This is a genomic window from Blastocatellia bacterium, from assembly GCA_035275065.1.
In the GTDB taxonomy this organism is placed as follows: domain Bacteria; phylum Acidobacteriota; class Blastocatellia; order UBA7656; family UBA7656; genus DATENM01.
Genome location: DATENM010000102.1, coordinates 92,786 through 118,741 on the forward strand (window position 1 = coordinate 92,786; position 25,956 = coordinate 118,741).

Below are 25,956 nucleotides of genomic sequence, written 5' to 3' on the forward strand. Positions count from 1 at the left end.
CGGCAGCCAGTACGCTTGTCCGCCGCTTTTATTCTATCTTTTAGACTCCCCTTCCTTATTTATTCTGACTCCTGACTCCTGACTCCTGACTCCTGACTCTTATGATTGAACGCTACACACTGCCCGAAATGGGCGCGATCTGGACGGAGCAGAATCGCTTTCAGAAATGGCTCGACGTGGAGATCGCCGCCTGCGAGGTTCACGCAGAGATGGGCACCATCCCTGCCGACGCCGTCGAAGTCATCAAGCAGAAAGCACGCTTCGACGTCGCGCGCATCACCGAGATCGAGCGCACCACGCGCCACGATGTGATTGCCTTCACGACGGCGCTCGCGGAGAACATCGGCCCCGAATCGCGCTTCGTTCACTTCGGCCTGACATCTTCAGACGTCGTTGACACGGCCAACGCGCTGCTGATGCGCGAGGCCGCCGACCTTCTGTTGAAAGACCTCGACCGATTGGGCGACGCCCTGCGCCGCCGCGCCTTCGAGCACAAAGACACGGTAATGATGGGCCGCACGCACGGCGTCCATGCCGAAGTGACGACCTTCGGGCTGGTGCTGGCGCTTTATTACGCCGACAACGAGCGCAATAAAGTACGCTTGCGGCGAGCGCGCGACACCGTCAGCGTCGGCAAGATCAGCGGCGCGGTCGGCACCTTTGCGCACCTCGACCCCGAAGTCGAAGAGCGCGTTTGTCAGAAGCTTGGATTAAAGGCCGCGCCGATTTCTACTCAGGTCATTCAGCGCGACCGCCACGCCGAGTTTCATTCCGTGCTGGCCATCATCACGGCGTCGCTTGAAAAGATCGCGCTTGAAGTTCGCCACCTGCAACGCACCGAAGTGCGCGAAGCTCAGGAGCCGTTTTCCGCCGGCCAGAAAGGCTCGTCGGCCATGCCGCATAAGCGCAACCCGGTCACTTCGGAACAGATTTGCGGACTGGCCCGTGTCGTGCGCGGCAATGCGCAAGCGGCGTTTGAAAACATCGCCCTCTGGCATGAACGCGACATCTCGCACTCGTCGGTCGAGCGCGTCATCCTGCCCGACTCGTGCATCCTCACCGACTACCTGTTGCAGAAAACCATCTGGTTGATTGACGGGCTGATAGTCAACGCCCGACGAATGCGCGAGACGGTCGAATCGCTGGGCGGTGTGACGGCGAGCGGGCGCTTGCTGCTGGCGCTCACGGCCAGCGGTCTGACGCGCGAGGAGGCTTACACAGTCGTCCAGCCGATGGCGATGCGCGTCTGGGACGAAGGCGCCAACTTCCGCGAGCTGGTGATGCACAACCCGCAGGTCACCGAACGCATATCACCCGCGGACCTCGACGCGCTCTTCGACCTGCGCCACCATCTCCGCAATGTGGATAAGATTTTCGAAAGAGTTTTTGGAGGAGAGAAGTCAGGAGTCAGGAACCAGAAGTCGGAATGAACAAGGAAGGCGGCAACCGCCGCCGCTTTTATTCTGACCCCTGGCTCCCGACTCCTGACTCCTGGAATTATGAAAGCCAAAATCTACGTCACTTTGAAACCGAGCGTGCTCGACCCGCAGGGCAAAGCGATTCATCACGCTGTCGAAACGATTGGCTATCGCGGCATCGCCGACGTGCGTCAGGGCAAATACTTTGAAGTGATGCTTGACCAGTCGCTATCGGTCGAAGACGCCCGCACCGCCGTCGAGCGCATGGCGCATGATGTGCTCGCCAACCCGGTCATCGAAGACTATCGCGTCGAGCTAGATTCGGAATCCGCTTCGTGAGATAATGTGGCTTACCAGGCAAGTCTAGATAACGGTACAGCCTCCAGATCATCACGGAAGGGATTGAGAGCGATGAAATTCGGCGTCGTCGTGTTTCCGGGTTCCAATTGCGACCACGACACTTATCACGTCCTCAGCAAAGTCGTCGGCCAGCCTGTAGACTTCATCTGGCATCGGCAAAGCACGCTCAACGGCTGCGATGCGGTGATCCTGCCGGGCGGCTTTTCTTACGGCGATTATCTGCGCACTGGCGCCATTGCTCGCTTCAGCCCCGTTATGGGCGCGGTCAAAGAGTTCGCCTCGCGCGGCGGGCTGGTGATGGGCATCTGCAACGGCTTTCAGATTCTCTGCGAAGCCGGCCTATTGCCGGGGGCGCTGCTGCGCAACGCCAACCTGAAGTTCATCTGCGGTCACGTCAACATGCGCGTCGAAACCACGGACACGCCGTTCACCGGCCATTGCCAGACGGGGCAGGTGCTATCGGTGCCGATTGCTCACGGTGATGGCAACTATTACTGCGACGCCGCGACGCTCGCCGAGCTGCAACGCGACAACCGCATCATCTTTCGCTACTCGGACGGGCAGGGCCGGACGAACCGCGCGAGCAACCCGAACGGCTCGCTCGACCACATCGCCGGCATCTGCAACCGCGAGCGTAACGTGCTCGGCTTGATGCCGCACCCGGAGCGCGCCAGCGACATGCTGCTTGGCAGTCAAGACGGGCGGATTATCTTCTTTTCACTCGCCGACACACTGGCCGAGGTAGCAAAGGCGTCCTAAAGACTGCGGCCTAGTCGCTATCTTTGCCCTTGCGTATCACCTGAATGCTGGTGCCATCGCCGGTGGACATGATCAATACCTTGGTCGGTTCGCCGTCGAGGAGTACGCCGCCCGGCATATTGACATGCTTTTTCGGTTTAATCTTTTCAACGTACCAATCCACAACCTTATCTATATCGTCGGCGGTGTGTAGTTGCGTCACGCCGCCGTCGGGGCTGGCGACTTCCATCGCGACCTCGGCGCCGGGATAAATCAGCGAGGCGTCGAGCGTCGTCTTCACACTGCCCGGTGGTGGAGGCGGCGGCGCGGGAGTGGGCGGATGCGGGATGATGCCACCCGCCGGCGGTGGCGGCCCAGGACTTGAGGCCACGGGCGGGGGCTGCGAGGGTGGAGGCAAGGGCGGACGCGAGAAGCTGTCGAAGACCACGAAGGCAATGACGCCGCCGCCGATCAGCAAGGCCATCAGGATGCCGAGTATCACCATCAACGCCGTCCGGTTGTTCGACGGCGGCGCGCTGCCGATCACCGGCGGAACGACCGCCGGCGGATAGGTCGGCGAAGTGAAGCCGGCGTTAGCCGGCCGCGTCGGGTGATCGAAGGGCGGCGGCTCGGCACCCGGCGCGTCGAGCGACCGCGTCGTCATCTCGGATTCGTCGAGACGGTTGCCGCACTGACGACAGAACTTTGCCGATAAAATCACACTCGCGCCGCAACGGTTACAGGTCGCTTCTTGCATAACTCGTGATTAGCTTACGTGAACGCCTTTCGCTTGCGCAAGGACGGGCCGCCCGCCTTGTCTGCCGCCATCACCTGAGACAGAGGATAGCCCATCGCATGGGGTCGGCTTGATTAAGCGGCAGCGGTCGGGTAGACTGACCGTCACTTTTCCAACCCCGCTTGACGAGCCGGGCATATCGTATGAAGGAACCAGTCATTACCCCTGAAATCATTCGCAGTCACGGGCTCACCGACGACGAATACAAACGGGTCATCGAATTGCTGGGACGGGCGCCGACGTTTACCGAGCTTGGCATCTTTTCGGTGATGTGGTCAGAGCATTGCTCCTACAAATCATCGCGCATTCATCTGAAGCGTTTGCCGACCACGGGCGAAGGGGTGCTGCAAGGGCCGGGCGAAAACGCCGGGGTCATTGACATTGGCGGGGGGCTGGCCGCCGCCTTCAAGATCGAATCGCACAACCACCCGTCATTCATCGAGCCTTACCAGGGCGCGGCGACCGGCGTGGGCGGCATTCTGCGCGATGTCTTCACGATGGGCGCGCGCCCGCTTGCGGCCATGAATTCGCTGCACTTCGGGCCGCTCGCGGCTAGCGATGCGGCAGGCGATGAAGCGGAGGCCGTGACGGCGCGCAACCGCTCGATTGTGGCGGGCGTCGTCAAAGGCATCGGCGATTATGGCAACGCTTTCGGCGTGCCGACCATCGGCGGCGAAGTGCGCTTCGCGGATTGCTATTCGCGCAACCCGCTGGTCAATGCCTTCACGCTCGGCCTGATGCGCAAAGAGCAGATCTTTTATGGCCGCGCCGCCGGTGTTGGCAACCCGGTGATGTATGTCGGCGCCAAGACCGGGCGCGACGGCATTCACGGCGCGACGATGGCCAGCGAAGAGTTCGGCGAAGAGGCCCAATCCAAGCGCCCGACCGTGCAGGTTGGCGATCCGTTTCTCGAAAAGCTCTTGCTCGAAGCCTGCCTCGAAGCGATGAAGGCCGGCGCCATCGTCGGCATACAGGATATGGGCGCTGCCGGATTGACTAGCTCGTCAAGCGAGATGGGGGCGCGCGCCGGCAATGGCATTGAGATCAATATCGAGCTGGTGCCGCAACGCGAGACCGGCATGACGGCTTATGAAATCATGCTGTCGGAATCGCAAGAGCGCATGCTGATTGTCGCTGACCGCGGACGCGAGCGCGAAGTCATTGATATCTTCCGCAAGTGGGAGCTAGACGCCGTGGTCATCGGCCGGGTCACGGATGACGGCCACCTGCGGATCAAGCACGGCGAGCGAGTGGTCGCAGACATCCCGAACACGGCGCTGACGGATGAAGCGCCGGTCTATCATCGGCCGATCAAGCAGCCCGACGCGCCCGCGCCGGTAGAGGTCACACAGGTCGAGCAGTCGGCCGCCGAGCTGGAGGCCACTTTCATACGGCTGATTGCACAGCCGACCATCGCCTCGAAAGAGTGGGTCTATCGCCAGTACGATCACATGGTGAGGACCAATACAGTAGTCGCGCCGGGCTCGGACGCGGCGGTGATTCGCATTAAGGAAAAGCGCCGTATGCTGGCGATGACGCTCGATTCGAACGCGCGTTACTGCGCGGTTGAGCCGCGCGCCGGCGCGCGGCTGGTGATCGCCGAAGCCTGCCGCAACTTGACGGTGAGCGGCGCGCGCCCGCTGGCGCTGACCAACTGTTTGAACTTTGCCTCGCCCGAACGCCCGGAGGTGATGTGGCAATTCAGCGAAGTCATCGAAGGCATGAGCGAAGCCTGCCGGGCCTTTGAAACACCTGTGACCGGCGGCAACGTCAGTTTCTATAACGAAACCGACGGGCGCGGCATCCATCCGACGCCGGTGATCGGGATGGTGGGGGTCATCGAAGACGCTCGACAGGTGACGACGCAATGGTTTCGGAACGATGACCGGGCCATCATCCTGTTGGGCGCGACGGCTGATGATCTCGGCGCCAGTGAATACGCGCTGGTGACGCGCGGCGAGTTGCAAGGTCGCGTCCCGACTCTTGACCTCGATCTGGAGCGCCGCGTCCAGCGCGCTTGCCTGAAGGTGATTCAAGCCGGCCTGATTGAATCGGCGCACGACTGCGCGGACGGCGGGCTAAGCGTGGCGCTTGCGGAGTGCGCTTTTTCGAGTTATCGCAAGCCTGCGGTCGGCTTTGCGGTAAACCTCGAAGGCGAGCTCTCACAGGCAGCGCTGTTATTCGCCGAAACGCCATCGCGCATCGTTCTGTCCGCGCCGGATACGAATGTCGAAGCGATTCTGGAGATCGCCGGCGAGCAGCAGATTGCGGCAGCGGTGATCGGTCGCACGGGCGGCGAGCGCCTGCGGCTCGCGGTCAACGGCGAAACGGTCATTAATCGTCCGGTCGCAGAGATCGAAGCGGCCTGGCGCGACATCTTACCCGAGGCGCTGGAGGTCCCTTCGCTGATCGCCGCGGAAGAGAGCCTGACCAGTTGAAGCGGTTGAGAAAAGCCGCTTTGACAATTCAGCAAACGGGCAGGTAATATACTGGTCTGCCAAAACGGGGCGTGGCTCAGCCTGGTAGAGCGCTCGGTTCGGGACCGAGAGGTCGTAGGTTCAAATCCTATCGCCCCGACTCTCAACTCTTAAAGAAAAGCGGAAGCTCACAAGGCTTCCGCTTTTTCTTTGTCCACGCTTTCGCCTTGCAATCCCTGAGAGCATGCTGGAATAATGGCGTCGCCCAATATTGCTCCTGCCTGCCGTCGCTCGTTATTCCCTCAAGCAAGTTGGTGGCTCTTCACAGGTAGCGACGCAATAAAGGGAAGAACATCCCTGAAGGAACGGCCGAAAATGATTGCCTCAATCCGCAAGTTTCTAGCCCCCCCTGTCTTTGCGGACGACGACGAGAAGACACGCAAGGCAGCCTTTCTTAACACTATCCTGCTAGCTAGCTTTATCGTGATCAACCTCTACCTGATCGCGCAACCGATCTTCTTACCCGCAGAGAGTCCGCTGCGCGCCTTGATGCGCTACCCGATGATCATCGGGGCCTGGGTGCTATTGCGGAAGGGCCATGTCCGCGCCGCCTGCGTTTTTTTCGTCGTCACCATGTGGATGATCCAGATGTTGGTGTGGGGTGGGGTTTCATGGCTTCAGCCCGACAACATCGCAGCGATCACCGTCAGGGTAATGATTACGGGCCTGTTGCTTGGGGGGCGTATGGCATTCCTTTTCGCCGCCCTGAGTCTGGTAGAGAACGCGCTGGTTGTCTACGCCATATCTCGCAACCTACTGCCCCGTCATCCTGCCTCATACACGCTTGTCGAGCTGATGGTCGAGCAGGGGGTCTGGACTTTTCTAGCCGCCGTCCTGTTGAGCCTGTGGATGTCGAGCCTGAATCAAGCGCTGCGCCGGGCGCGCGACGAGCTGGCCGAGCGCAAGCGCGTCGAAGAGCAATTACGCTCCACCGAAGAACGCTTCTCGAAAGCCTTCAAGGCCAGCCCGAATCCGATGTGTATCGCCACGCTGGCGGAGGGCCGCTTCATCGAGGTCAATGAAGCGCTCCTGCGCGCCACCGGCTATAGCCGCCAGGAAATCATCGGACGGACTGGGTTCGAGCTCGGACTGTCGGAAACTCCCACCAGGCGGGCGGCGCTGGCCGAGAGGATTCAAACGCAGAGATATTTACGCGATGTGGAAATGAGCTGTCGAATGAAGAATGGCGAGGAGCGGGTCATGATGCTGTCGGCAGAGATCATCGAGCTTGACAACGACCCATGCCTGCTTGGCGTGGTCAACGACGTCACCGAGCGCAAGCAGGCTGAAGAGAAACAGGCGCAGCTTCAAGAGGCCATCCACAGGTCGGCGAAGGAGTGGCGGCGGACTTTCGATTCCGTTGACACCTCCCTGTTGATTCTCGACCTGGAAGGCCGGATCGTCAGACTCAATCGGGCGGCGAAAGAGCTGTCGGGACTGAACTATGACGAGGTCATCGGCAAGGCCACCACCTCCCTCGGCGGCGGCCAGCCCTGGCAAGAATCGGCGGCGCTCGTCCGTCGCATCCACGAACACCGCCGCACGGTCTCGGCGCAAGTCCAGGACGAGTCGCACGGAACCGCCTGGTACATTACCGCCAACATGCTGGCGGGCGAGGACGCCGACGACCGCATTATCATTGCCGCCCGCGAAATCACTGGAATGGTCAAGCTGCAAGAGTCGCTCCGCCGCAGCGAAACCATGTCGGCGATGGGCACGCTCGTCGCCGGTGTCGCTCACGAAGTGCGCAATCCTCTGTTCAGCATCTCGGCGACGCTCGATGCCTTCGAGGCGCGCTTCGGCGAGCAGCCGGAGTATCGGCAATACGTCAACATCCTGCGCGGCGAGCTCAAGCGCCTGAATGATCTGATGCGCGACCTTCTGGAATATGGCAAGCCTTTCAAGCTGGACCTCTCACAAGGCCCAATCGGCGAAGTCGTCGCCAAGGCCGTTCGCTCCTGCCAGGCGCTGGCCCGGCGCTCGCAGGTCAAGATCGTCAACCGCGTCGGCGTTGACCTCGCTCCGGTCATGATGGACCGCCGACGCCTGGCACAGGCTTTTCAGAATGTCATCGAGAATGCCGTCCAGCATTCGGCGGCAGACGCCGTCGTCACCGTTGAGGCGGAGCAAGTCAGTTGGGGCGGCGCCTGCTGGATCGACTGTCGCGTCAGCGACAGCGGGCCGGGGTTCCGCACCGAAGAGCTGCCGAAAATATTCGAGCCATTTTTCACACGCCGGCGCGGCGGCACGGGCATCGGCCTGTCCATTGTTCGCCGCATCATGGAAGAACACGGCGGTCAGGTTTCGGCAAGGACCCGCGCCGAGGGCGGCGCAGTCGTGGAGTTGCGGTTTCAAGGCATCGAGCCATCATCCGCCAGTGCGACAATCATTTCATAGGCATTACCCCCCGCAACCCGGAAAGGAGATTGGCTTATGCCGAGAACCAAAGTGCTGGTCGTTGACGACGAAGCGGGAGTGCGCTTTGGCATTCGCAATTTCCTGGAAATCAAAGGCTATGAAGTCGAGGAAGCCGATAGCTGCCAGAGCGCTCTGGCGGCCTTTCAAGCGGCTTCGCCCGATACCGTTTTCACTGATTACCTGTTTCCTGATGGCAACGCCATCGAGCTGCTGCCGCGTCTGAAAGCCCTGGACCCCACCGTCCCCATCATTATTCTGACCGCCCACGGTTCCATTGAATTGGCCATCCAGGCCATCAAAGTCGGCGCCGAGCACCTGCTCACCAAGCCCATCGAGCTGCAAACGCTGCTCGTCCTCTTGCAGCGTGTCGAAGAGAATACACGCAACCGGCAGAAGCAGCTTGCCAGAAAATCCCGGCAGGCCCGCGAGGCCGTTGATCCGTTTCTCGGCAGCAGCGCCGCCATCCGCCAGCTCGGCGAGCAGGCGAATAAAATTCTGCCGGCGGAAAGCCCGGTCTTGATTCAGGGGGAGACAGGGACGGGCAAAGGGGTGCTGGCGCGTTGGCTGCACAACCACAGCCCGCGCGCCGACGAAGCCTTCGTCGATCTGAACTGTGCCGGGCTGTCGCGTGATTTCTTAGAGACGGAGCTATTCGGCCATGAGAAGGGCGCCTTCACCAGCGCCGTCGCCAGCAAGCAGGGGCTGCTCGAAGTCGCGCACCGCGGCACGGTCTTCCTCGACGAGATCGGCGACGTTGATCAGCAAGTGCAGCCGAAGCTCTTAAAGGTACTCGAAGAGAAAACCTTCCGCCGCCTCGGAGACGTGCGCGACCGCCGCGTCGACATCCGCTTGATCGCCGCGACGCACCAGGATGTCGCGCGGCTGGTGAAAGAGAATAAATTCCGTAGCGACCTCTACTTTCGCATCAGCACCCTGCCGCTTGTCGTGCCGGCCTTGCGGGACCGCGCCGAAGACATCCCTGAGCTGGCCAGGCTGTTACTGCGCAGCCTGGCCGCAGACCTGGGGCGCGGCCAGCTTGATTTAACGGCGAAGGCCGAGCGGGCGCTGCAAGGCTATTCCTGGCCCGGCAACATTCGCGAGTTGCGCAACGTGCTGGAGCGCGCCGTCCTGCTCGGCGATCAGAACGTCCTCGACGCCAAGGACCTGCGCTTCGACGACCACTCCTCTTCCGCCTGGTCGCAGGGCTCAAACCTCACCTTGAACGAGATGGAACGCTGGTATATCGAAAGCATTCTCGAAGAGGAGCGCGGGCGAGTCGATCAGGCGGCAAGCCGACTGGGCATCCCCAGAAGCTCGCTCTATCAGAAAATCAAAAAGTATGGCTTAGTCCTATCCAGATTCTAGAATCGGTTTCTGAATCTCAGACCTCGCCGCACCGCGTCTGCCCGACCCGGCCTCTTAATTCCTGTCCGAGATACCACTTAACCACACCCTTCTTGACGGGCCGCACGTGGCATCGTGCTTGCCAGGTAGGGGCAGGCGCGAGGCAGCTAGGAGCTAGCCAGAGGGGCTGACGAGTACGTTTTGTCGAGTTGCCTTGCGTCGAGATTTGTGTGGCCCAGCGAAAGCGCCCGCCAGCTCAGCAATCGGCATCGCCGCTATGCGGGGTCGCCGCGCAGGACGGCGAACGCCTGCCGGCGGCGATGCGCGGGCGCTTTCGCAGCGGCCTGGGAATTGATTCACGCTATCGGCCCAAGGGAATGAGATTAAATGGTTGACCGAATTCTCGTCGTAGACGACGAAGAGCCAATTCTTTTTGCAATCAAAGAGTACTTCATGATGCATGGCTATGAGGTTGATTGTGCCAGTGAGTTTGAAGAGGCGGAAGCACTATTGGCGAACATTCAATACTCGGTAGTCATTGCCGATTTGCGATTGACCGGAATTAATGGGGCGGAAGGGATTGAGTTAGTCGCTTTCGTTCGAGAACGCTGCCCCCGGACGCAAATCATCATCTTAACGGCCTACGGTTCTCTGGAAATTGAGGAGGAAGCGATGGGGCGCGGGGTTGATGCTTTCCTGCGCAAGCCCATCCCGCTGCCGCAGTTGGCGCAAATTGTCTTCGCCCTCGATGAGAGCAGGCCGAGATAAATGAGGAAGTGTTTGTGGGGAACCATTGTCTGTTGGACAGGATACTTGAGCCCGGCGCGCTGACGGTGTTGTTCCAGCCCATTCTCGAATACGTCGAAGGGTGGTGGCGGCTGCATGCGCTGGAATGTCTGGTGAGAGGCCCGAAGGGGACGAACCTTGAAGCCGCCAACCTGCTCTTCGAGTATAGTCGGAGGAAGCGGGCCGAGAGTCTGGTAGACCGCGCCTGTGTCGCGGCCATACTGTACGAAGCCGGCATGCTGCCACTGGCCGAGAATCTCTGCGTCAACGTTCATGCCTCGACGCTTGGGCGAGACCCGGACTTCCCGGCCTACCTCGCGCAGCTTGCCGAACAACACGCCATCGCGCTTCCCAGGATCACCATCGAGATCGTCGAGCACACGCCTTACTGGGATCAGGCGGCCTTCTTGAACGCGCTCTGCGAGCTAAGAAAGGCCGGGATCAAGATCGCTTTGGATGACTTCGGTTTTGGGCAATCGAATTACCAGATGGTCATCGATTGCGGGCCGGAAAAGCTGAAGCTGGATCGCTACATCGTCAAAGGCTGTCACGCGGACCCGTGCCGGCAGGCCATCATCGAGTCCGTCATGCTGTTCGCAGGCAGAAGGGGCGCGCAGGTGGTTGCCGAAGGCGTCGAAACTCCGGCGGAGCTCGAAACCCTGATGCGCCTCGGCGTCACCCTGATTCAGGGATTCCTCTTCTTTCGACCACTCTCACGAACGGCATTGATGGAAAGCGTCCGCAAGGGCGCGACGCATTTCACCCTGGCGGCGAATCACCTGGCCCTGACGAACCCCCGCAATCTGAATGAAAGTTAAGGACGAAACGCATGACAAGAAAGAAGATTCTGCTCGTCGATGATACGGAAACGATTCTGCTGATGGAGAAGATGATTCTCACCAGGAGCTACGACCTGGTCACCGCCAAAAACGGCGAGGAGGCGATTACCACGACGATTGCCGAGCAGCCCGACCTGATCCTGATGGATGTCATGATGCCCAAGATGGACGGGCTTGAGGCGTGCAAGCATATCAAGGAAATTCCCGGCTTCAGCTTGATCCCCATCATTATGGTGACCACACGCGGCGAGGTGCAGAACGTCGAAACGGCGTTCGCCAACGGCTGCACAGACTATGTCACCAAGCCGATCAACACCGTCGAGCTGCTCGCCAAGGTCAGGAACTATATCGGCCAGTGAGGCAGCTATGGCGGTGAGATTTCGACAACTACAGGTCCCCAAAGATGTCATCGGGCGACTGGGGATGACGGCTGAAGAGTACCGCAGGCATCAAGAGGCCGGCGAGAAATGGTGTTCGGGCTGTAAGACCTGGCACCCGCTAGCGGCCTTCGCCTCTTACAGCGCCCAGCCCGATGGGTTGCAGCACCACTGCCGCGCCTGGTTTGCAAACTACCGGGCGCGGCGATTCGCCAGGGCCGCCCTGAAAAGAAGGAGGGGGAGATGAGCGATGATAAGCAAGGCCAGAAGAACTACGTCTACCGCGTGCTCGACGACACGACCAGCTACGTGCAAGCGCTGCTGGGCGACAACGAAAAGTTGCGCCAGTTGCTCGGCTCGATGAAAGACGAGAAGGACCAGGCCGAGCAGCAGTTGCTAATGATCGACGGCGAGCTGAAGCGCGTCCGCGAAGAGAAGAGCCGTCTGGAACAGGAGCTGGCGCAGATTGAAAGTGAGAAGCGGCAGTTCTCCGGGCGCTACATCGAGGTCGAGCAGCAGAACGCCAAGTCGCTGCTCAACCTGATGAGCTTCTTCCGCATCGAGGAGACGACACACGCGGCGTTCCGGCTGCCGCAGACGAGCAGGCCCCTCCACCACAATGGGCATGCGCAGGCCGTCGCTCGATCAGCGTTCGCAAGGGCGAGCGCGGAACGTAACGGCCACGGCACGGCGCGGCCGGTCGAGGAGCCGGAGTTCAGGCATTTCTAGGAAGGAGGCAAGGCGCGATGGAATTATTAGACCAGACGCAATTTCTCACCTTCCTGATCGCTGAAGAAGAGTATGCCGTCAGCATTCTCAAGGTGAAGGAGATTCTCGAATTCGACACGCTGACGCGTGTGCCGCAGGCTCCCGCGTTCATTCGCGGCGTCATCAACCTGCGCGGCAAGGTCGTCCCGGTCATCGATCTGGCGGTCAAGTTCAGGCTCGGCGACAGCCGCCTCACCAGGCGGACGTGCATCGTCATCGTCGAAGTCGAGCTTGAGGGCGAGCCGATTGTGATGGGCGTGATGGCCGACGCCGTCTGCCAGGTGATCGAGCTGCGGCCTAACGATATCGAAGCGCCGCCGGCATTCGGCACGCCGGTTTGCACGGATCATCTGCTGGGCCTGGGCCGAGCCGGGAAGAAGTTTGTGCTCATCCTCGACATCGAGCGCGTGTTGTCGAGCGCCGACTTGACGACGGCGTCGCTGGTGGCCGAAGAAGCCATCGAGACGACCGCGCCTGAAGGCGACCTCCTACCGGATACGCCTGAAGGCATGGCCGGCGGCGCTGAGGCGCAAGCGCCGTGAGCGGTTCGGTTGATTACACCGGCGAAAGCCTCATTCGACCGATCAGCGATGGCGAGTTCGGGCTTTTTCAAGCCTTCGTCCTCAAGGAAGCAGGCATCTACCTTTCCGATATGAAGAAGGCGCTGCTGGTCGGGCGTCTCGCCCGCCGCCTGCGCGAGCTGGGCCTGAACTCCTTCGGCGAGTACTACCGCCAGATGAAAGCCGGCGACGGGCGCGAGCAAGTGATTATGCTCGACCTGATCTGCACCAACGAGACGGCCTTCTTCCGCGAGCCGCGGCAGTTTGAGTTTCTCGATCAGCAGGTCTACCCGCGATGGCTGGCAGAGGCGGCACAAGGCGCGCGACCGAAGCATATCAAGGTGTGGAGCGCCGGCTGCTCGACCGGCGAGGAGCCTTACTCAATCGCCATGAGTCTGCTGTCGCGCTTTCCAGCCGATAATCCCCTCTGTGATTCTGAAGCGGGCCTGGGCTAGCGCGCCGGCCTCAAGAATCACGTCTCGTTGAGGTCATCGCCGAGTCGGATGTCGGATGGTCAGCGCCAGCCCTGCGGTCTTGTGCTAGTATAAGCTCCGCCATGAAAGTTGCTCGATCTGACAAAGGAATGATTGTCGCGGCTCACCCGCTTGCGGCGGAGGCTGGCCACCATATACTCGCCAACGGCGGCAACGCGGTGGAGGCCGCTGTCGCGGTCTCGCTGGCGCTCGGCGTCGTCGAGCCCTTCGCCTCAAGCCTGGGCGGCGGCGGCTTTATGATGATTGCGCCGCGCGGGCAGCTCACAGAGACCGTGGTGATTGATGGCCGCGGCAAACTCTCATCGCTGGCGACGGAAGAATACATCTATCCGAAAGGCGTGATGCTGCCCTGGGTGCCGAAGACCGGGCCGATGTCGATTGCCGTGCCTGGACTGGGGCGAATGCTCGGCCTGGCGCTTGAGCGTTTTGGTGGCCGCCTGCCGCTTAGCGATATGGTCAGCCCGGCGATCCGCCTCGCCCGCGACGGCTTCGCGGTCGGCGAAGTGTTCGTGTATTGCTCCTCCCTGTTTGAAGGCACCGTGCGGTCAACGCCTGAGTGCGCGCGAATCTTTTACCGTGACGGCGCGCGCTATAAGGCTGGCGAGCGCCTTGTTCAGAGCGATCTGGCGCGGGCGCTTGGCATCGTCGCCGAGCAAGGTTTTGAGTCGTGCTACGGCGGTGAAATTGGCAGCGCGATGCAGCGCGCCGTCAACGCCACGGGGCCTGTCTGGGGAGAAGGCGACCTGCGCGCTTATGAAGCGAAGCTGCGGCAGCCTTTGATCGCTGAAGTCGCCGGACACCAGATCGCCACGACGGCGGCGCCTTCGCGGGGCGGTGCCGGCATCATCCGCACATTGCTGAGCTATGACCGTGACCCTGTGCGGTTGGCGCCGACGATCCGTTCGACGTTTCGAGAGCTGCACCCGCTGATCGGCGACCCGGACCTTGTCGGGATCGCCCGGTCGAATCCGGGTGCAGGCGCAGAGGCTCCGCCGCCGGGAGGCGGCACCACACACTTCGTAGTCGTTGACGGCGAAGGCACGATTGTGACGATGAGCCAGACCATCGGCCACTTCTTCGGCAGCGGCGTCGTGGTCGAAGGCTTCGGCATTGTGCTCAACGACGACATCTCAGACATGGAGCGCAAGGCCGGTCATCCGAACTCCGTGGGGCCGAATAAGCGCTCGGTGGCCAACATGGCGCCGACCATCGTCTTCCGAAATGGCAGGCCGCGATTGGCGCTGGGGACGCCGGGCAGCTTGCGGATATTCCCGGCCATGGCGCAGGTGATCGGCAAGGTGGTGTTTGAGGGGCTGGACCTGGAAGCGGCGGTTGCCGCGGGTCGCATTCACTGGGAGGAGAATCGTTACTTTTTCGAAGGCGACATTGCCGCTGATGTTCGGGCGCGGGCCCGGCAGGAACTCGACGACCCCGTAGATGAACGGCGCTCGCAGGACCTGTTCTTTGGTGGCATTCATGCGGTCGAGATCATTGACGATGGGACGATCATCGGCGTTGCTGACCCTCGACGCGAAGGCGTTGCGCTCGGACTCTAGCTTCCGATGCAGAAGGTCTGCTCAGCAGAAGGTCTGCTCATTGGCCGACAGCCGCCTTCATCTCTCTTGGCGCGTGATGATCTCGGCGATCTGTTGCTGGTCTTCGGGCGCGATCTGTGTAAAGCGTATGGCCATGCCGATGCGCGGCTCGCTGCGAACCACGATTCCCTCGGCTCGAATCTCATGGCCGCCGGGCAGGCGGAATTCGAGTTGTAGAGGTACGCCTTCCGGCAGCGGGCTCATCACATCCACGTAAACGCCGGTCTCGCTCATGTCCGAGATGCGCGTCTGCCCGCGCAAGCCGCCGCCTTCGTACCGCACTTCGACGATGATCATGCGCCGCTTCGAATGTCGTTTATCTTCACCCATGTCATTTCACCATTTCTGCCTTCGACTATGATCTACGCGACTTTGTCTTCGCGCAACCCTGGACGCCGGTTGTTCTACTGGCCGTCTTGCCTTGAGCGCCGCAGTCGAGCGAAGATGAATCGTGCGACGAATATCATAAGCCTAACCCACCTTGCGCGATAGCATGCTCTAGCGCGCCGCGTCAGGAGTCACGAAATCACTGTGGGAAATAAACATGAAGATGCCCATGCTTTGAAGGAAGCGAAGCGGCTGAAGAACGCCGACAACTGGAAGCACCTCGCCCGCTGGCATGGCGAAGGATATTACACGCTTCACACCGAAGACACCGGCGATGTGCCGGTGCGGCTGTTTTTGACGCCGAAACTGCTTCGCGAGACCGAAGAGATCATCTATCGCCAGATCGTCAACGCGACGCGTTTCCCCGGCGTCAAGTGTGTCATCATCACGCCCGACACGCATTACGGCTACGGCGTGCCGGTCGGCTGTGTGCTGCTGACAGACGCCGCGAGCGGCGCGGTCGCGATGGGGCCGGTGGGCTACGATATCGGCTGCTTCACAGCGGATACCCTGGTGCCGACTGTGGACGGCAATAGCTATCCGATTGCTGAGCTTGCCGAATCAGGCTGCGAAATTCTCATATACGCACTTTCATCCGATCACCGAGTCGTCGTGGCGAAAGCGAAGGCGAGGAAGACGCGAACCAACGCGCCGCTAGTGAAGGTCACGCTCGATAATGGCAGAGAAATCGTCTGCACGCCGGATCATGATTTCATGCTTCGGGACGGAACCTATCTTCAGGCGCAATGCCTTAGGCCGCAGATGTCGTTAATGCCCTTCGACAAGCGGACGGACAAGGACGGCTACGTCATGGTTCGACACCCGGCGACCGGCTTGAATCAGAAGGTACATTGGATTATGGCGCGTGCCGGGTTGTTAGGAAAAATTCCGGCTTTTGCTGGACAGAAGACGATCATCCATCATCGGAATTTCACCCCCGAAGATAACCGCTTAGAAAACCTCGAATTCATGGGTGATCGTGACCACATGAGTTACCACAAATCGATAGCCGAACGGAATCCTGGTTTCCAGTCGCCAGAATTTGAAGCGAGAAGAAAAGCGGCAATTTCGGCGAAGGCGCAAACGGCTGAAGGCTACGCTTATTTTGCTGCCCGCGGCTCGGCAAATCTCGCGCGGTGGCGTCAGCAGAATCCGGGGGCCGAAAAGCAGGCTGCGATTGAAAACCGCAACGGCGAGCGTGGCAAACCATACCTTATCGCCTACAACAAGAGTGCGGCGGGCAGAGCAAAGTCATCCGAGGTGGCGCATCGCACGCATGCTTGCGAAGCCTGCGGCGAAGAAGTAAGCGGAGGCGGGTTTGGCATTCATAACCACCGTCGCAGCAAACATGGTTACAACCACAAGGTCGTTTCAGTCGAGCCCTTGAATTCCGTCGCCGACGTGTACTGCTTAACCGTTCCTGATTATGGCAACTTTGCTCTTGATGCAGGCGTCTTCGTGCATAATTGCGGAATGGTCAGCGCCAAATCGGATGTGCCGGTTGACGCGGCGACGCCGGAACGCCGGCTGGCTTTCAATCGCGCCGTGATGGAGCGCGTCGAGTTCGGCGCCGGCGGCAAGAGCGTCAGGCTGAAGCATCTCGACCAGCGCGAGTTCAATAACCTCGTGCGCGGCGGCGCCGAGTACTACGTTGAGAAGTACGGCGCGACCTTTGACCGCAGCCGCGCCGAGCGCCACCGCCTGCCGGTAGATGACGACTGGCAGCCGCCGCTCGGCGGCAAGGGCCGACCCGAGCGCGGCATGCAGCAACTCGGCTCGCTGGGTGGCGGCAATCACTTCATCGAGCTGCAACGCGCCGAAGAGACCGGTACGCTGTTCGTTCAGGCGCACACAGGCTCGCGGGGTTGGGGGCACGGGCTGGCGACCAACTACTTCGAGATGGCGCGCGAAGAAAAGCCACGGGTCATCACCGACATCGATCTCGGCTATTTCACGCCCGATTCGGCGCACTATCGCGATTATCTGAACGCCGTCGCGGCAGGCGGCAACTATGCCATCCTCAACCGGCTGATCATCTTTGAGCAGATCGCGCGGGCCTTCAGCGATGTCTTTGGCGGCGAGCTGGAATTGATCTACGAGATCAGCCACAACCTGGTGCAGCGCGAGCCGCACCCGGAATTCGGCGATGTCTGGGTGCATCGCAAGGGCGCGACGCGCGCCTTCCCCGCCGCTCACCCGGCGCTCGCCGGGACGATCTGGGAGACGACCGGTCATCCCGTGCTGATCCCCGGCTCGAACAAGGATTGGAGCTATGTGCTGCGCCCGCAAGAGGGGGCGGTCAAGAGCGGCTATTCGGTCAATCACGGCGCGGGCCGCCGAATGTCGCGCGGCGAAGCCACACGCCGCCTGAACCAGCGCGAGATTGACCGCGAGTACCGCGAGGCCGGCATCATCGTCAACGCCAATGGCCACGTGCCGATTGACGAGGCCGCGCCCTGCTACAAGCCCGCCGAAGAAGTGATCGAAGCCGTCGTCGGCGCGGGGCTCGCAACGATTGAGTATCGTCTGTGGCCGCTCGCCTCGCTCAAAGGCGAAGAGGGACGGCGCGGCAGGAAGCGCAAAGGCAAGCCGTCGAGCAAGCATTTTTGAAAAGCGGCAAGCGTCAGAAGCGGCTTTCAATTGGCAGTCGCCTGGGGGCGCGGGCATCTTGCCTGCCCTTCTCACGCCTACGAGGCCATGCGGGCGAGACGCCGGCGCTCCCAGGCTCTACCACCGGCTTCGCCTCAGACGAAGCCGATGGTATGATAAGCCCCTCACGCAGGCAAAACCGCCCCAGGAGACATCAATGAGTCAGGATTACGTTCTCGCCCTCGATCAAGGGACTACCAGCTCGCGCGCCATTCTATTTAATCGCGAGGGCCGCCCCGAGGCTATCGCCCAGCAAGAGTTCGAGCAGCTCTACCCGCAGCCCGGCTGGGTCGAGCATCGCCCGAATGATATCTGGCATTCGCAGCTCAACGCCGCCGAGCGCGTGCTGCTGGAATCGAAGGTCAAAGCCGAACAGATCGCCGCCATCGGCATCACCAACCAGCGCGAAACCACGATCATCTGGGATCGCGAAACCGGCGAGCCGATCCATAATGCCATCGTCTGGCAATGCCGCCGCACGGCGCCTATCTGTGACCGCATGCGCGCAGAGGGACTCGCGCCGCTCTTTCAAGAGCGCACAGGTCTTGTGCTTGATGCGTACTTCTCCGGCACCAAGGTGCAATGGCTCCTCGATAACGTTGAGGGCGCGCGGCGGCTGGCCGAGCAAGGCCGGCTGGCATTCGGCACGGTTGATTCGTGGCTGATCTGGAAGCTCACCGGCGGGCGCATTCACACCACAGACCCTTCAAACGCCAGCCGCACGCTGCTCTATAACATCGAGAGCGGCGAGTGGGACGATGCCTTGCTCGACACGCTGAATGTGCCACGCTCGTTGTTGCCGCACGTCACGCCATCGTCGGAGATGCTTGGCGAAACGGACCCGGCGCTCTTTGGCCGAGCGATCCCCATTGCCGGCAACGCCGGCGACCAGCAGGCGGCGCTGTTCGGGCAAGCCTGTATCGCGCCGGGTCTGGCGAAGAACACTTACGGCACCGGCTGTTTTATGCTCTTAAACACCGGCAACGAGCTGGTGCGCTCGCGGAACAACCTGCTCACGACCGTCGCATGGCAGCTCGGCGACGAGCCGCTTGAATACGCGCTCGAAGGCAGCGTCTTCATCGCCGGCGCGGCCATCCAATGGCTGCGCGACGGTCTGAAGATCATCACCTCGGCAGGCGACACACAGGACATGGCTTTGAAGGTGAACGACAATGGCGGCGTCTACTTCGTGCCGGCGTTCGTCGGACTGGGAGCGCCGCAGTGGGACGCCTACGCGCGCGGCACGATGGTTGGATTGACGCGCGGCACGACCCGCGAACATATCGCGCGGGCGGCGCTGGAAGCTATCGCTTATCAGACCGCCGATGTGCTGAACGCCATGCGCAGCGATTCGGGAATCGAGCTGAGCGAGCTGCGAGTTGACGGCGGCGCGGCGCGCAACGATTTTCTGATGCAATTTCAGGCCGATGTTTTGGGCATCCCGGTTGTGCGGCCTGCGAATACCGAGACGACGGCGGCAGGGGCGGCTTACCTGGCCGGGCTGGCTACAGGGTTCTGGGAAGACACCGCCGCTATCGCCGAAGGCTGGCAATGCGAGCGCTCTTTCGCGCCGCAGATGCAAGCCGACGAGCGGCAACGCTTGCTTGGCGATTGGGCGCGCGCCATCGAGCGGGCAAGCAACTGGGCGAACCACTCATAATTTTGGGAGGGTGTTGTTTCAATGAAACATTCGCGATGGTTATTCTTGCTCATCCTTCTCATCCTTGTCTTGACGCTGGCCGCATCAATCACGGCAGGCACAAAGCCGGGCCGCGAGCCGAAGCGCCCGGATAAATGGCGCGCTGTTCATGTGCTCGATTATGCGAGCGACGCCGACCTTGAGGTGTTTGCCCAGAACATTCCGAAGCTGAAGGCTATGGGCGTCAATGTCATCGTCTTTGAGGTTGATTATAATTTCGACTTCAAATCACACCCGGAGTTGCGCCGCGGCACGACGCCGATCACCAGGGCTGGGGCGCGTCGGCTGGCCGACCTCTGCCGCCGCCAGGGCATTCGCTTGATCCCTGAGTTTCAATCGCTCGGCCACCAGTCGTGGAAAGCCGATACCCTGCCGTTGCTGACCGTCTACCCGAAGCTCGACTTGACGCCCGGCGCATTTCCGAACAACGAAGGCATCTATTGCCGCGAGTGGGACCCGCTGAATCCTGAAGTCAATCGCATTGTCTTCGCCTTGATGGACGAGATCATCGAGGCGTTTCACGCCGACGCCCTGCACGTCGGCATGGACGAAGTCTTTCTGCTCGGCTCCGAGCAATCGCCGTCCACGAAAGGCAAAGACCCTGCGCAGCTCTTCGCCCGAGCGGTCAACGATCTCTACGCGCATCTGGTGAAGCGGCGTCACGTCGAGATGCTGATGTGGGGCGACCGTTTGATTGATGGGCAGAAGTACGACTTCGGCGAATGGGAAGCCTCAAAGAACGGCACCGCCGCCGCGGTTGATCTGATTCCCAAAGACATCATCATCTGCCCCTGGCATTATGAGCTGCGCGACGCCTACCCGTCGGTCGCCTTCTTTCTTGAGAAAGGCTTTCGCGTGCTGCCGGCCAGTTGGAACAAGGTAGATGCGACGCAAGCCTTGATCGATTACGACGAGAAGCAGACGAGCCCGAAGATGCTGGGCCACCTGTTCACGACCTGGGGCGTGAAGAAAGATCAATTGCCCGATTACCCGCCCTTGATCGAAGGCTTGAAACGTCTGCGCCCTGCTGCGACCGCCGCTATCGGCAAGGCACCGCGCAGGTGAGCCGCCGTGGCGATGGGCGACGCGTGACGTTTTCGGGGGACGGCGCGGCCTGCTATAATGCTCCCTAAGTATGGAGTCGTCGCTCTCATCGGTGCTGATCAGGCTGGCGCTGGTGCTCTTGCTGGTGCTGACCAACGGTTTCTTTGTCGCCGCCGAGTATGCGCTCGTCAGCGTTCGCCGCTCACGCATCGCATCGCTGGCCGGCCAGGGCAACAAGCGCGCGCAGCGGGTGATCCGCATCCTTGATAAGCTGACCGCCTACATCTCCGCCACACAACTCGGGGTGACGCTCGCAAGCCTGGCGCTCGGCTGGGTCGGCGAAGAGACCATGGCTGAGATTCTCGGCCCCCTCTTTCAGCGCGCCTTCGGTTCGTACTCGGCCGTCGCGGCGCACACCGCGTCAATCGTCATCGCCTACATCGCCATCACTTACCTGCACGTCGTTCTCGGTGAGCTGGTGCCAAAGGCCATCTCGCTGGAGAAGGCCGAGCCGGTTGCCCTCGCCGTCGCCGCGCCGATACGTATCTTTTATAAAATGTTCAAAGCGCCCATCTGGGTGCTGAACCATTCGGGGATCATCGTGCTGCGCTGGCTCGGGCTGCGCGCCACGGCCGAGCATTCGGGCATCTACAGTGAAGAAGAGCTGCGCGGCCTGATCGCGGTCTCTCAGAAGAGCGGCCATGTGCTGGAAGACGAGCGGCAGTTGATCAACAACGTTTTTGACTTTACCGAGACGACCGTCGAGAGCGTGATGAACCCGCGCACACAGATCGAGGCGCTCGACGCCGAGCTGACGCCGGCGCAGATGCTCGATTACTTCGAGCAGATCGGCTACTCGCGCATGCCTGTGTATCGCGGCTCGCTCGATCATGTCTTAGGCATTGTGCTGCACAAAGACCTGAGCCGGCTGGTGCGACACGGCGGCAACTTTGACGAGATCATCCGCCCGGCGGTCTTTCTGCCGACCACCGTGCGGCTGCACGACGCGCTGCGCAGCCTGCGCCGTTCGAGCGCGCACATGGCGATGGTGGTTGACGAGCACGGCGGCGTTGAAGGATTAGTGACACTCGAAGACCTGCTTGAAGAGATCGTCGGCGACATTCGCGACGAGCATGATGAAGTCGTAGCGCAGCAAATCAAACAGGAAAACCCGGATACATTTAAGGTCAGCGGCGCGCTATCGATTCGCGATGCCAACCGGCATATGCAGCTCGGGCTGCCTGAATCCGACAGCTATCACACGGTCGCCGGATTCATGATGGCGCGCGCCGGTCGCTTGCTTCAGACCGGCGATCAGATCGAATACAACGGCCTGCGGCTGACGGTTGTAAGCACCGAGCGCAACCGCATCGTCGAAGCGAAGATCGAAAAGCGCGAAGAAGACGTGCCGGCGCCGACGCTGGCAACCTGAGTTATTGCGCAAGCTAACAGCTTGCGCCACATAGCAAGTGCTATCGAAATCTGCTCTGACTCTCCACCTGGCCCTTTGACGGAAACCCTGTTCATCATTAACCCTGTGTCGGGCGGCGGCGCGGCGCTCCGCGCATGGCGCGAGGCGCGGCCCGCGTTGCTGGCGGCAGGCTTGACGATTCGCGAGCAAGTGACAACGCGCGCCGGCGAAGCCGCCGAAGTGACACGCGCCGCATTATCCAGCGGCACCACACGAGTCGTTGCCGTCGGCGGCGACGGCACGTTGAGCGAAGTGGTGAACGGCTTTCTTGACGGCGAAGGGCGACCGATCAACAGCGAAGCCGCGATTGGCATCCTGCCGGGAGGCACCGGCGCCGACTTTTGCAAAACGCTCGGCATCGCAACTCCTGTGCAAGCGATTCGCGCCCTCAGCGGCGCGACGGTCAAGATGATAGACGCAGGGCGGATCAGCTTGAACGGCACGGACGGCCAGCCGTATACGCGAGCCTTCATCAACCTTGCCTCGTTCGGGCTTGGCGGTGATACGGCGATGTGGGTGAACCGCTGGCGTGGCCGGCGCTCGCGTTTGCTCAAGGGTCAAGCCAAGTACGCGCTGGCGGCGCTCAGGGCGCTCGACCGCTATCGTAACCATCGCGTGCGTGTGAAGCTCGGACAGGAAAGTGAACTGGAGATTGACAGCAACTTGCTGGTAGTGGCTAACGGCAGGTATGCGGGCGGCGGCATGATGCTCGCGCCGCATGCCCGGCTCGATGATGGGCTGTTCGATGTCATCGTTGCCGACGGCGCGACGCGCTGGGACATCATCAAAGAGTTGCCGCGTATCGGGCGCGGCGGCCACCTCAAGAATCCCAGAGTCAGCGAGCATCGCGCCCGCGTCATTTCGATCACCGCCAGCGAGCCGCTCGCCATTGACGTAGACGGCGATTTCGCAGGCACCACGCCGGCAACGCTGACCGTCAGTCCTTCAGCCGTGAGGCTGCTCAGTGCATAAGCAACCGCCCACGGCTGCCGCTCACTTCTCGGCCATTGCGTCGGTGACTTTGATGCGCCCGGCGATGATCTCTTTCTTGGCGCGCTCGACTTCGTCGAGAACCGATTGCGGGATCAGGTTGCGGTTGTAATCGTCGAGCGCATAGCCGACGCCGTCGCTTTCAAGGCCGAACTCGTGAATGCCACCCTTGAATTGATTGCCGATGACATCCTTGACGGTGTCATAAACGGCATTATCCACACGCTTCATCATGCTGGTCAGAATGAAGCCCGGCTTCACCCAGTTCTGATTCGCATCCACGCCGATGGCCAGATGGTTGGTCTCTTCCGCCGCGTCAAAGACGCCGAGGCCGGAATTGCCGGCGGCCTGAAAGATGACATCGGCACCGCGCTCGATCTGGCAAGGTTTATTAATTATATTTTGTTGAATTTTCAATAACATTAATTAACACGGGAACTTACAGATGATATTGTTGCGCCGTCTTCTTTAGCAATAACAACATCCTGTTCTGTTAACCGAAGTAAAGCCCGATTTGTTTTGAAAAAGAATGTAGGCCCATGCTTAAACTCGATTTTCTGCGAAGCAAACACCTGAACAAATTCTTAGCTTTATTGGCTATATTGATCCTTGTGGCGCCAACTCAGGGTGGCCCGCCATTAACATCCGTCATTGAATGTGAAGATTTTCAGCTTACAGAAGAAGGCGGATATCCTGCGGCTCTTTGTTTGGGGAGTGGAAACTGTACAGAAACCGGTAGTGGTCAAGCATACATTTTCCTTTGGATGTTAGCTGATTTGGATTGCCCGAATCAACTTGTATTTAATGAAGTCAGCGTAACGGGCCGAGTGGGCGGGGTTAGTCTATACGGAAATGCAGTTAGCTGGTGTGCTGATACTGGACGATTGCGTGGTAATGGACGTGCAGATACGGGCTGTGACGGGAGCAGCAATCCTGTCGTTCCGAGCTATTACCCGGAGGCATGTTATCTCCCGCCAATTAATACCGACCCGCCACCGTCAGACCCTCCTGGAGGTGTAGTCTATTGTGACTTCGCCGCGCAAAATTGCGCCGATGAACTGGGTTGGCTTGATAATGATTGTATATGCCACTTCGATACACCCATATTAATTGATGTTGCTGGCAATGGCTTTAATCTCACGAGTGTGGCAGATGGTGTTGACTTTGATTTCAGAGGCCAAGGCCATCTCGAACATATGTCGTGGACTGCCGCTGGCTCAGATGACGCATTTCTTGTGCTTGATCGCAATGGCAACGGCAGAATAGATGACGGTAGCGAGCTATTTGGGAACATCACATCGCAACCACCTTCAGATCATCGGAATGGATTTCTTGCATTAGCTGAATATGACAAGCCAGAAAACGGCGGCAATACTGATGGCATGATAGATTATAGGGATCGAATCTTTTCCTCGCTCCTGTTATGGAGGGACATTAATCATAATGGCATTTCAGAGGCAAATGAGCTGATAGCACTTTCATCATCAGGTATTGCAAGAATAGACCTCGATTACAGATTGTCCAACCGGCGCGATCGGTACGGCAATCATTTTCGCTATAGAGCAAAGGTATACGATTCGAGAGGAGCGCAGGCCGGGAGATGGGCCTGGGATGTTTTCTTTATTCCATAGGGGTGGCTGCTGTGGGCCGCCCTATCTAACATTCAGAAGTTTAAGCTGAAGAGTCAAGTTATGAAAAAAGTCACTTTCGCGATTCTGACAATCATAGTAGCATTACTGATCCCCATTATATTTTTACCATTCGGTAGACAGGTTAACGCCGTGACTGTAAAGGTGAAAGTGAAAGATTACCCGGAACATGGGTTGAAGCTTATAGATTCTACTGACCCTTCTTTCCAGAATCACATTTCGGCTTTTTCAAAGGGAACACATAGCCCAGTAGTAGACTCAATGAAATTGTTCTCAGTGCTCCTCAAGAACGTAGGAGATAAAGCCATTGTTGGATATTGGATGAAGTGGGAATTAGTTAAAGCAGATGGAACAATTGTCACGTGCGAAAGCGGCGGGATTAATCCCGCCGCCCTTATGGATGGTGGATCGCCAGGATTAGAACACCTATCCGTTAGCAGTGGCTACGCTATCAGACCAGGTTCCACACAACTTGTTTCGCCATCACTTTCTTTAGGAGAGGATCAAGCCGGAGGCATAGGTATGTTGGGCGGGGGCTATGTTAAGCAAGCAAATCGCGAACAAATTCAGCAAGCAGCACAAACTGGAAATCTCAAGATGATGATGGATCAGGTAGCCAGAGAGTTGCAAAATTATAAGAGCATCAACGTCTCACTCGATGGGGCATTTTTTGAGGATGGAACGTTTGTTGGCGATGACAGTACGAACTACTTTGCGAAGATTCAAGCCAACATAGATGCAAAGCGTGATCTTCTGGAAGAAATAGCATTCGCCCTAAAACATAATGACAGCGAAGATGAGATTTTCGATTACATTAAAGAAGTGGCGCGTCAAGTGAACACGGCTTCAGAATCAGGGTTTACTCCCACAGACTACTACAGCTATCAGAAGAGGATCTATGCTGAGGAAATGCTTCGCATGAGAGATGCTATGGGTGGACACAGGGCAATAACGGTATCCTTGCAAGCGCTCCGCAAACCTTGGCCCAAATTAAAGAAATTGCCCTTTATACTTGAACACACGTCAGAGAGGGTTGAACCAAAGTCATCAATCAAGAAAGAGTGAAAACAACATAGGTAGCCGCCCCAGTTCGTAGA

At 59.7% G+C, this 25,956-nt stretch carries 24 protein-coding genes and 1 tRNA gene; 22 read left to right on the plus strand and 3 right to left on the minus strand.

The genetic code is table 11. The features are described from left to right. The first annotated feature begins 101 nt into the window (after positions 1-101). From purB to purQ, 3 genes are all read left to right on the plus strand, one after another. Positions 102-1,430 (plus strand): adenylosuccinate lyase, encoded by a 1,329-nt coding sequence (gene purB, locus VJ464_22830; GenBank protein ID HKQ07980.1) that lies wholly within the window; start codon positions 102-104, stop codon positions 1,428-1,430. Positions 1,431-1,499: 69 nt separating this feature from the next. Continuing rightward, positions 1,500-1,757: a phosphoribosylformylglycinamidine synthase subunit PurS gene (gene purS, locus VJ464_22835; protein ID HKQ07981.1), complete on the plus strand. Its 258-nt coding sequence runs from the start codon at positions 1,500-1,502 to the stop codon at positions 1,755-1,757. A gap of 72 nt (positions 1,758-1,829) precedes the next feature. After that, entirely contained in the window at positions 1,830-2,537 is a 708-nt protein-coding gene (gene purQ / locus VJ464_22840) for a phosphoribosylformylglycinamidine synthase subunit PurQ (protein ID HKQ07982.1), read from the plus strand. A 10-nt stretch (positions 2,538-2,547) separates the two neighbouring features. Here purQ and VJ464_22845 read toward each other — a convergent pair whose 3' ends face one another. Further along, complete coding sequence (locus tag VJ464_22845; GenBank protein HKQ07983.1) at positions 2,548-3,237, minus strand: hypothetical protein; 690 nt, start codon at positions 3,235-3,237, stop codon at positions 2,548-2,550. 218 nt (positions 3,238-3,455) lie between these two features. Between VJ464_22845 and purL the strand changes: the two genes are divergently transcribed. The 12 genes from purL to VJ464_22905 all read left to right on the plus strand — a co-directional run bounded on the left by purL (position 3,456) and on the right by VJ464_22905 (position 14,931). Then, on the plus strand, positions 3,456-5,750 hold the full coding sequence (gene purL, locus VJ464_22850; GenBank protein ID HKQ07984.1) for a phosphoribosylformylglycinamidine synthase subunit PurL: 2,295 nt from the start codon (positions 3,456-3,458) through the stop codon (positions 5,748-5,750). A gap of 65 nt (positions 5,751-5,815) precedes the next feature. Further along, positions 5,816-5,889 (plus strand) — tRNA-Pro (locus tag VJ464_22855). Positions 5,890-6,104: 215 nt separating this feature from the next. Next, complete coding sequence (locus VJ464_22860) at positions 6,105-8,186, plus strand: PAS domain S-box protein (GenBank protein ID HKQ07985.1); 2,082 nt, start codon at positions 6,105-6,107, stop codon at positions 8,184-8,186. A gap of 36 nt (positions 8,187-8,222) precedes the next feature. Beyond that, positions 8,223-9,572, plus strand: a complete 1,350-nt coding sequence (locus VJ464_22865; GenBank protein ID HKQ07986.1) for a sigma-54 dependent transcriptional regulator — start codon at positions 8,223-8,225, stop codon at positions 9,570-9,572. A 366-nt stretch (positions 9,573-9,938) separates the two neighbouring features. Next, positions 9,939-10,319 carry a response regulator gene (locus VJ464_22870; protein HKQ07987.1) on the plus strand — a complete coding sequence of 127 codons (381 nt, stop codon included), beginning with the start codon at positions 9,939-9,941 and terminating at the stop codon, positions 10,317-10,319. Positions 10,320-10,351: 32 nt separating this feature from the next. Beyond that, the gene (locus VJ464_22875) at positions 10,352-11,155 is read left to right on the plus strand and encodes an EAL domain-containing protein (protein HKQ07988.1); all 804 of its coding nucleotides are present in this window, start codon (positions 10,352-10,354) and stop codon (positions 11,153-11,155) included. An 11-nt stretch (positions 11,156-11,166) separates the two neighbouring features. After that, complete coding sequence (locus VJ464_22880; GenBank protein ID HKQ07989.1) at positions 11,167-11,535, plus strand: response regulator; 369 nt, start codon at positions 11,167-11,169, stop codon at positions 11,533-11,535. 7 nt (positions 11,536-11,542) lie between these two features. Beyond that, a complete protein-coding gene (locus VJ464_22885) occupies positions 11,543-11,800 on the plus strand; it encodes a hypothetical protein (GenBank protein ID HKQ07990.1) in 258 nt (85 codons plus the stop codon). Further along, positions 11,797-12,282 carry a hypothetical protein gene (locus tag VJ464_22890; GenBank protein HKQ07991.1) on the plus strand — a complete coding sequence of 162 codons (486 nt, stop codon included), beginning with the start codon at positions 11,797-11,799 and terminating at the stop codon, positions 12,280-12,282. The genes VJ464_22885 and VJ464_22890 overlap by 4 nt, the downstream gene beginning before the upstream one ends. A 17-nt stretch (positions 12,283-12,299) precedes the next feature. Then, on the plus strand, positions 12,300-12,863 hold the full coding sequence (locus VJ464_22895) for a chemotaxis protein CheW (GenBank protein ID HKQ07992.1): 564 nt from the start codon (positions 12,300-12,302) through the stop codon (positions 12,861-12,863). After that, positions 12,860-13,336: a CheR family methyltransferase gene (locus tag VJ464_22900; GenBank protein HKQ07993.1), complete on the plus strand. Its 477-nt coding sequence runs from the start codon at positions 12,860-12,862 to the stop codon at positions 13,334-13,336. The genes VJ464_22895 and VJ464_22900 overlap by 4 nt, the downstream gene beginning before the upstream one ends. A 101-nt stretch (positions 13,337-13,437) precedes the next feature. Continuing rightward, complete coding sequence (locus VJ464_22905) at positions 13,438-14,931, plus strand: gamma-glutamyltransferase (GenBank protein ID HKQ07994.1); 1,494 nt, start codon at positions 13,438-13,440, stop codon at positions 14,929-14,931. Between the two features lie 57 nt (positions 14,932-14,988). Here VJ464_22905 and VJ464_22910 read toward each other — a convergent pair whose 3' ends face one another. Beyond that, the gene (locus tag VJ464_22910; GenBank protein HKQ07995.1) at positions 14,989-15,300 is read right to left on the minus strand and encodes a PilZ domain-containing protein; all 312 of its coding nucleotides are present in this window, start codon (positions 15,298-15,300) and stop codon (positions 14,989-14,991) included. Positions 15,301-15,501: 201 nt separating this feature from the next. Here VJ464_22910 and VJ464_22915 point away from each other — a divergent pair, with 201 nt between their 5' ends. From VJ464_22915 to VJ464_22935, 5 genes are all read left to right on the plus strand, one after another. Beyond that, the gene (locus VJ464_22915; protein ID HKQ07996.1) at positions 15,502-17,967 is read left to right on the plus strand and encodes an RtcB family protein; all 2,466 of its coding nucleotides are present in this window, start codon (positions 15,502-15,504) and stop codon (positions 17,965-17,967) included. 196 nt (positions 17,968-18,163) lie between these two features. Continuing rightward, entirely contained in the window at positions 18,164-19,666 is a 1,503-nt protein-coding gene (gene glpK, locus VJ464_22920) for a glycerol kinase GlpK (GenBank protein HKQ07997.1), read from the plus strand. Between the two features lie 21 nt (positions 19,667-19,687). Beyond that, a complete protein-coding gene (locus VJ464_22925; protein ID HKQ07998.1) occupies positions 19,688-20,770 on the plus strand; it encodes a family 20 glycosylhydrolase in 1,083 nt (360 codons plus the stop codon). A gap of 70 nt (positions 20,771-20,840) precedes the next feature. After that, positions 20,841-22,181 carry a hemolysin family protein gene (locus VJ464_22930; GenBank protein ID HKQ07999.1) on the plus strand — a complete coding sequence of 447 codons (1,341 nt, stop codon included), beginning with the start codon at positions 20,841-20,843 and terminating at the stop codon, positions 22,179-22,181. 75 nt (positions 22,182-22,256) lie between these two features. Further along, entirely contained in the window at positions 22,257-23,192 is a 936-nt protein-coding gene (locus VJ464_22935) for a diacylglycerol kinase family protein (GenBank protein HKQ08000.1), read from the plus strand. Between the two features lie 21 nt (positions 23,193-23,213). Here VJ464_22935 and VJ464_22940 read toward each other — a convergent pair whose 3' ends face one another. Beyond that, positions 23,214-23,633: a BMP family ABC transporter substrate-binding protein gene (locus VJ464_22940; GenBank protein HKQ08001.1), complete on the minus strand. Its 420-nt coding sequence runs from the start codon at positions 23,631-23,633 to the stop codon at positions 23,214-23,216. 116 nt (positions 23,634-23,749) lie between these two features. On the opposite strand from VJ464_22940, the gene VJ464_22945 reads away from it, so the two are divergent. Next, the gene (locus tag VJ464_22945; GenBank protein HKQ08002.1) at positions 23,750-24,841 is read left to right on the plus strand and encodes a hypothetical protein; all 1,092 of its coding nucleotides are present in this window, start codon (positions 23,750-23,752) and stop codon (positions 24,839-24,841) included. Between the two features lie 60 nt (positions 24,842-24,901). Next, complete coding sequence (locus VJ464_22950) at positions 24,902-25,924, plus strand: hypothetical protein (protein ID HKQ08003.1); 1,023 nt, start codon at positions 24,902-24,904, stop codon at positions 25,922-25,924. The last annotated feature ends 32 nt before the right edge of the window (positions 25,925-25,956 follow it).

Bases quoted from the DNA above. Each gene is read 5' to 3' on its own strand.
- purB (HKQ07980.1), top strand. From the start codon at position 102: ATGATTGAACGCTACACACTGCCCGAAATGGGCGCGATCTGGACGGAG.
- purS (HKQ07981.1), top strand. From the start codon at position 1,500: ATGAAAGCCAAAATCTACGTCACTTTGAAACCGAGCGTGCTCGACCCG.
- purQ (HKQ07982.1), top strand. From the start codon at position 1,830: ATGAAATTCGGCGTCGTCGTGTTTCCGGGTTCCAATTGCGACCACGAC.
- purL (HKQ07984.1), top strand. From the start codon at position 3,456: ATGAAGGAACCAGTCATTACCCCTGAAATCATTCGCAGTCACGGGCTC.
- VJ464_22860 (HKQ07985.1), top strand. From the start codon at position 6,105: ATGATTGCCTCAATCCGCAAGTTTCTAGCCCCCCCTGTCTTTGCGGAC.
- VJ464_22865 (HKQ07986.1), top strand. From the start codon at position 8,223: ATGCCGAGAACCAAAGTGCTGGTCGTTGACGACGAAGCGGGAGTGCGC.
- VJ464_22870 (HKQ07987.1), top strand. From the start codon at position 9,939: ATGGTTGACCGAATTCTCGTCGTAGACGACGAAGAGCCAATTCTTTTT.
- VJ464_22880 (HKQ07989.1), top strand. From the start codon at position 11,167: ATGACAAGAAAGAAGATTCTGCTCGTCGATGATACGGAAACGATTCTG.
- VJ464_22885 (HKQ07990.1), top strand. From the start codon at position 11,543: ATGGCGGTGAGATTTCGACAACTACAGGTCCCCAAAGATGTCATCGGG.
- VJ464_22890 (HKQ07991.1), top strand. From the start codon at position 11,797: ATGAGCGATGATAAGCAAGGCCAGAAGAACTACGTCTACCGCGTGCTC.
- VJ464_22895 (HKQ07992.1), top strand. From the start codon at position 12,300: ATGGAATTATTAGACCAGACGCAATTTCTCACCTTCCTGATCGCTGAA.
- VJ464_22905 (HKQ07994.1), top strand. From the start codon at position 13,438: ATGAAAGTTGCTCGATCTGACAAAGGAATGATTGTCGCGGCTCACCCG.
- VJ464_22910 (HKQ07995.1), bottom strand. From the start codon at position 15,300: ATGGGTGAAGATAAACGACATTCGAAGCGGCGCATGATCATCGTCGAA.
- glpK (HKQ07997.1), top strand. From the start codon at position 18,164: ATGAGTCAGGATTACGTTCTCGCCCTCGATCAAGGGACTACCAGCTCG.
- VJ464_22925 (HKQ07998.1), top strand. From the start codon at position 19,688: ATGAAACATTCGCGATGGTTATTCTTGCTCATCCTTCTCATCCTTGTC.
- VJ464_22930 (HKQ07999.1), top strand. From the start codon at position 20,841: ATGGAGTCGTCGCTCTCATCGGTGCTGATCAGGCTGGCGCTGGTGCTC.
- VJ464_22940 (HKQ08001.1), bottom strand. From the start codon at position 23,633: ATGTTATTGAAAATTCAACAAAATATAATTAATAAACCTTGCCAGATC.
- VJ464_22945 (HKQ08002.1), top strand. From the start codon at position 23,750: ATGCTTAAACTCGATTTTCTGCGAAGCAAACACCTGAACAAATTCTTA.
- VJ464_22950 (HKQ08003.1), top strand. From the start codon at position 24,902: ATGAAAAAAGTCACTTTCGCGATTCTGACAATCATAGTAGCATTACTG.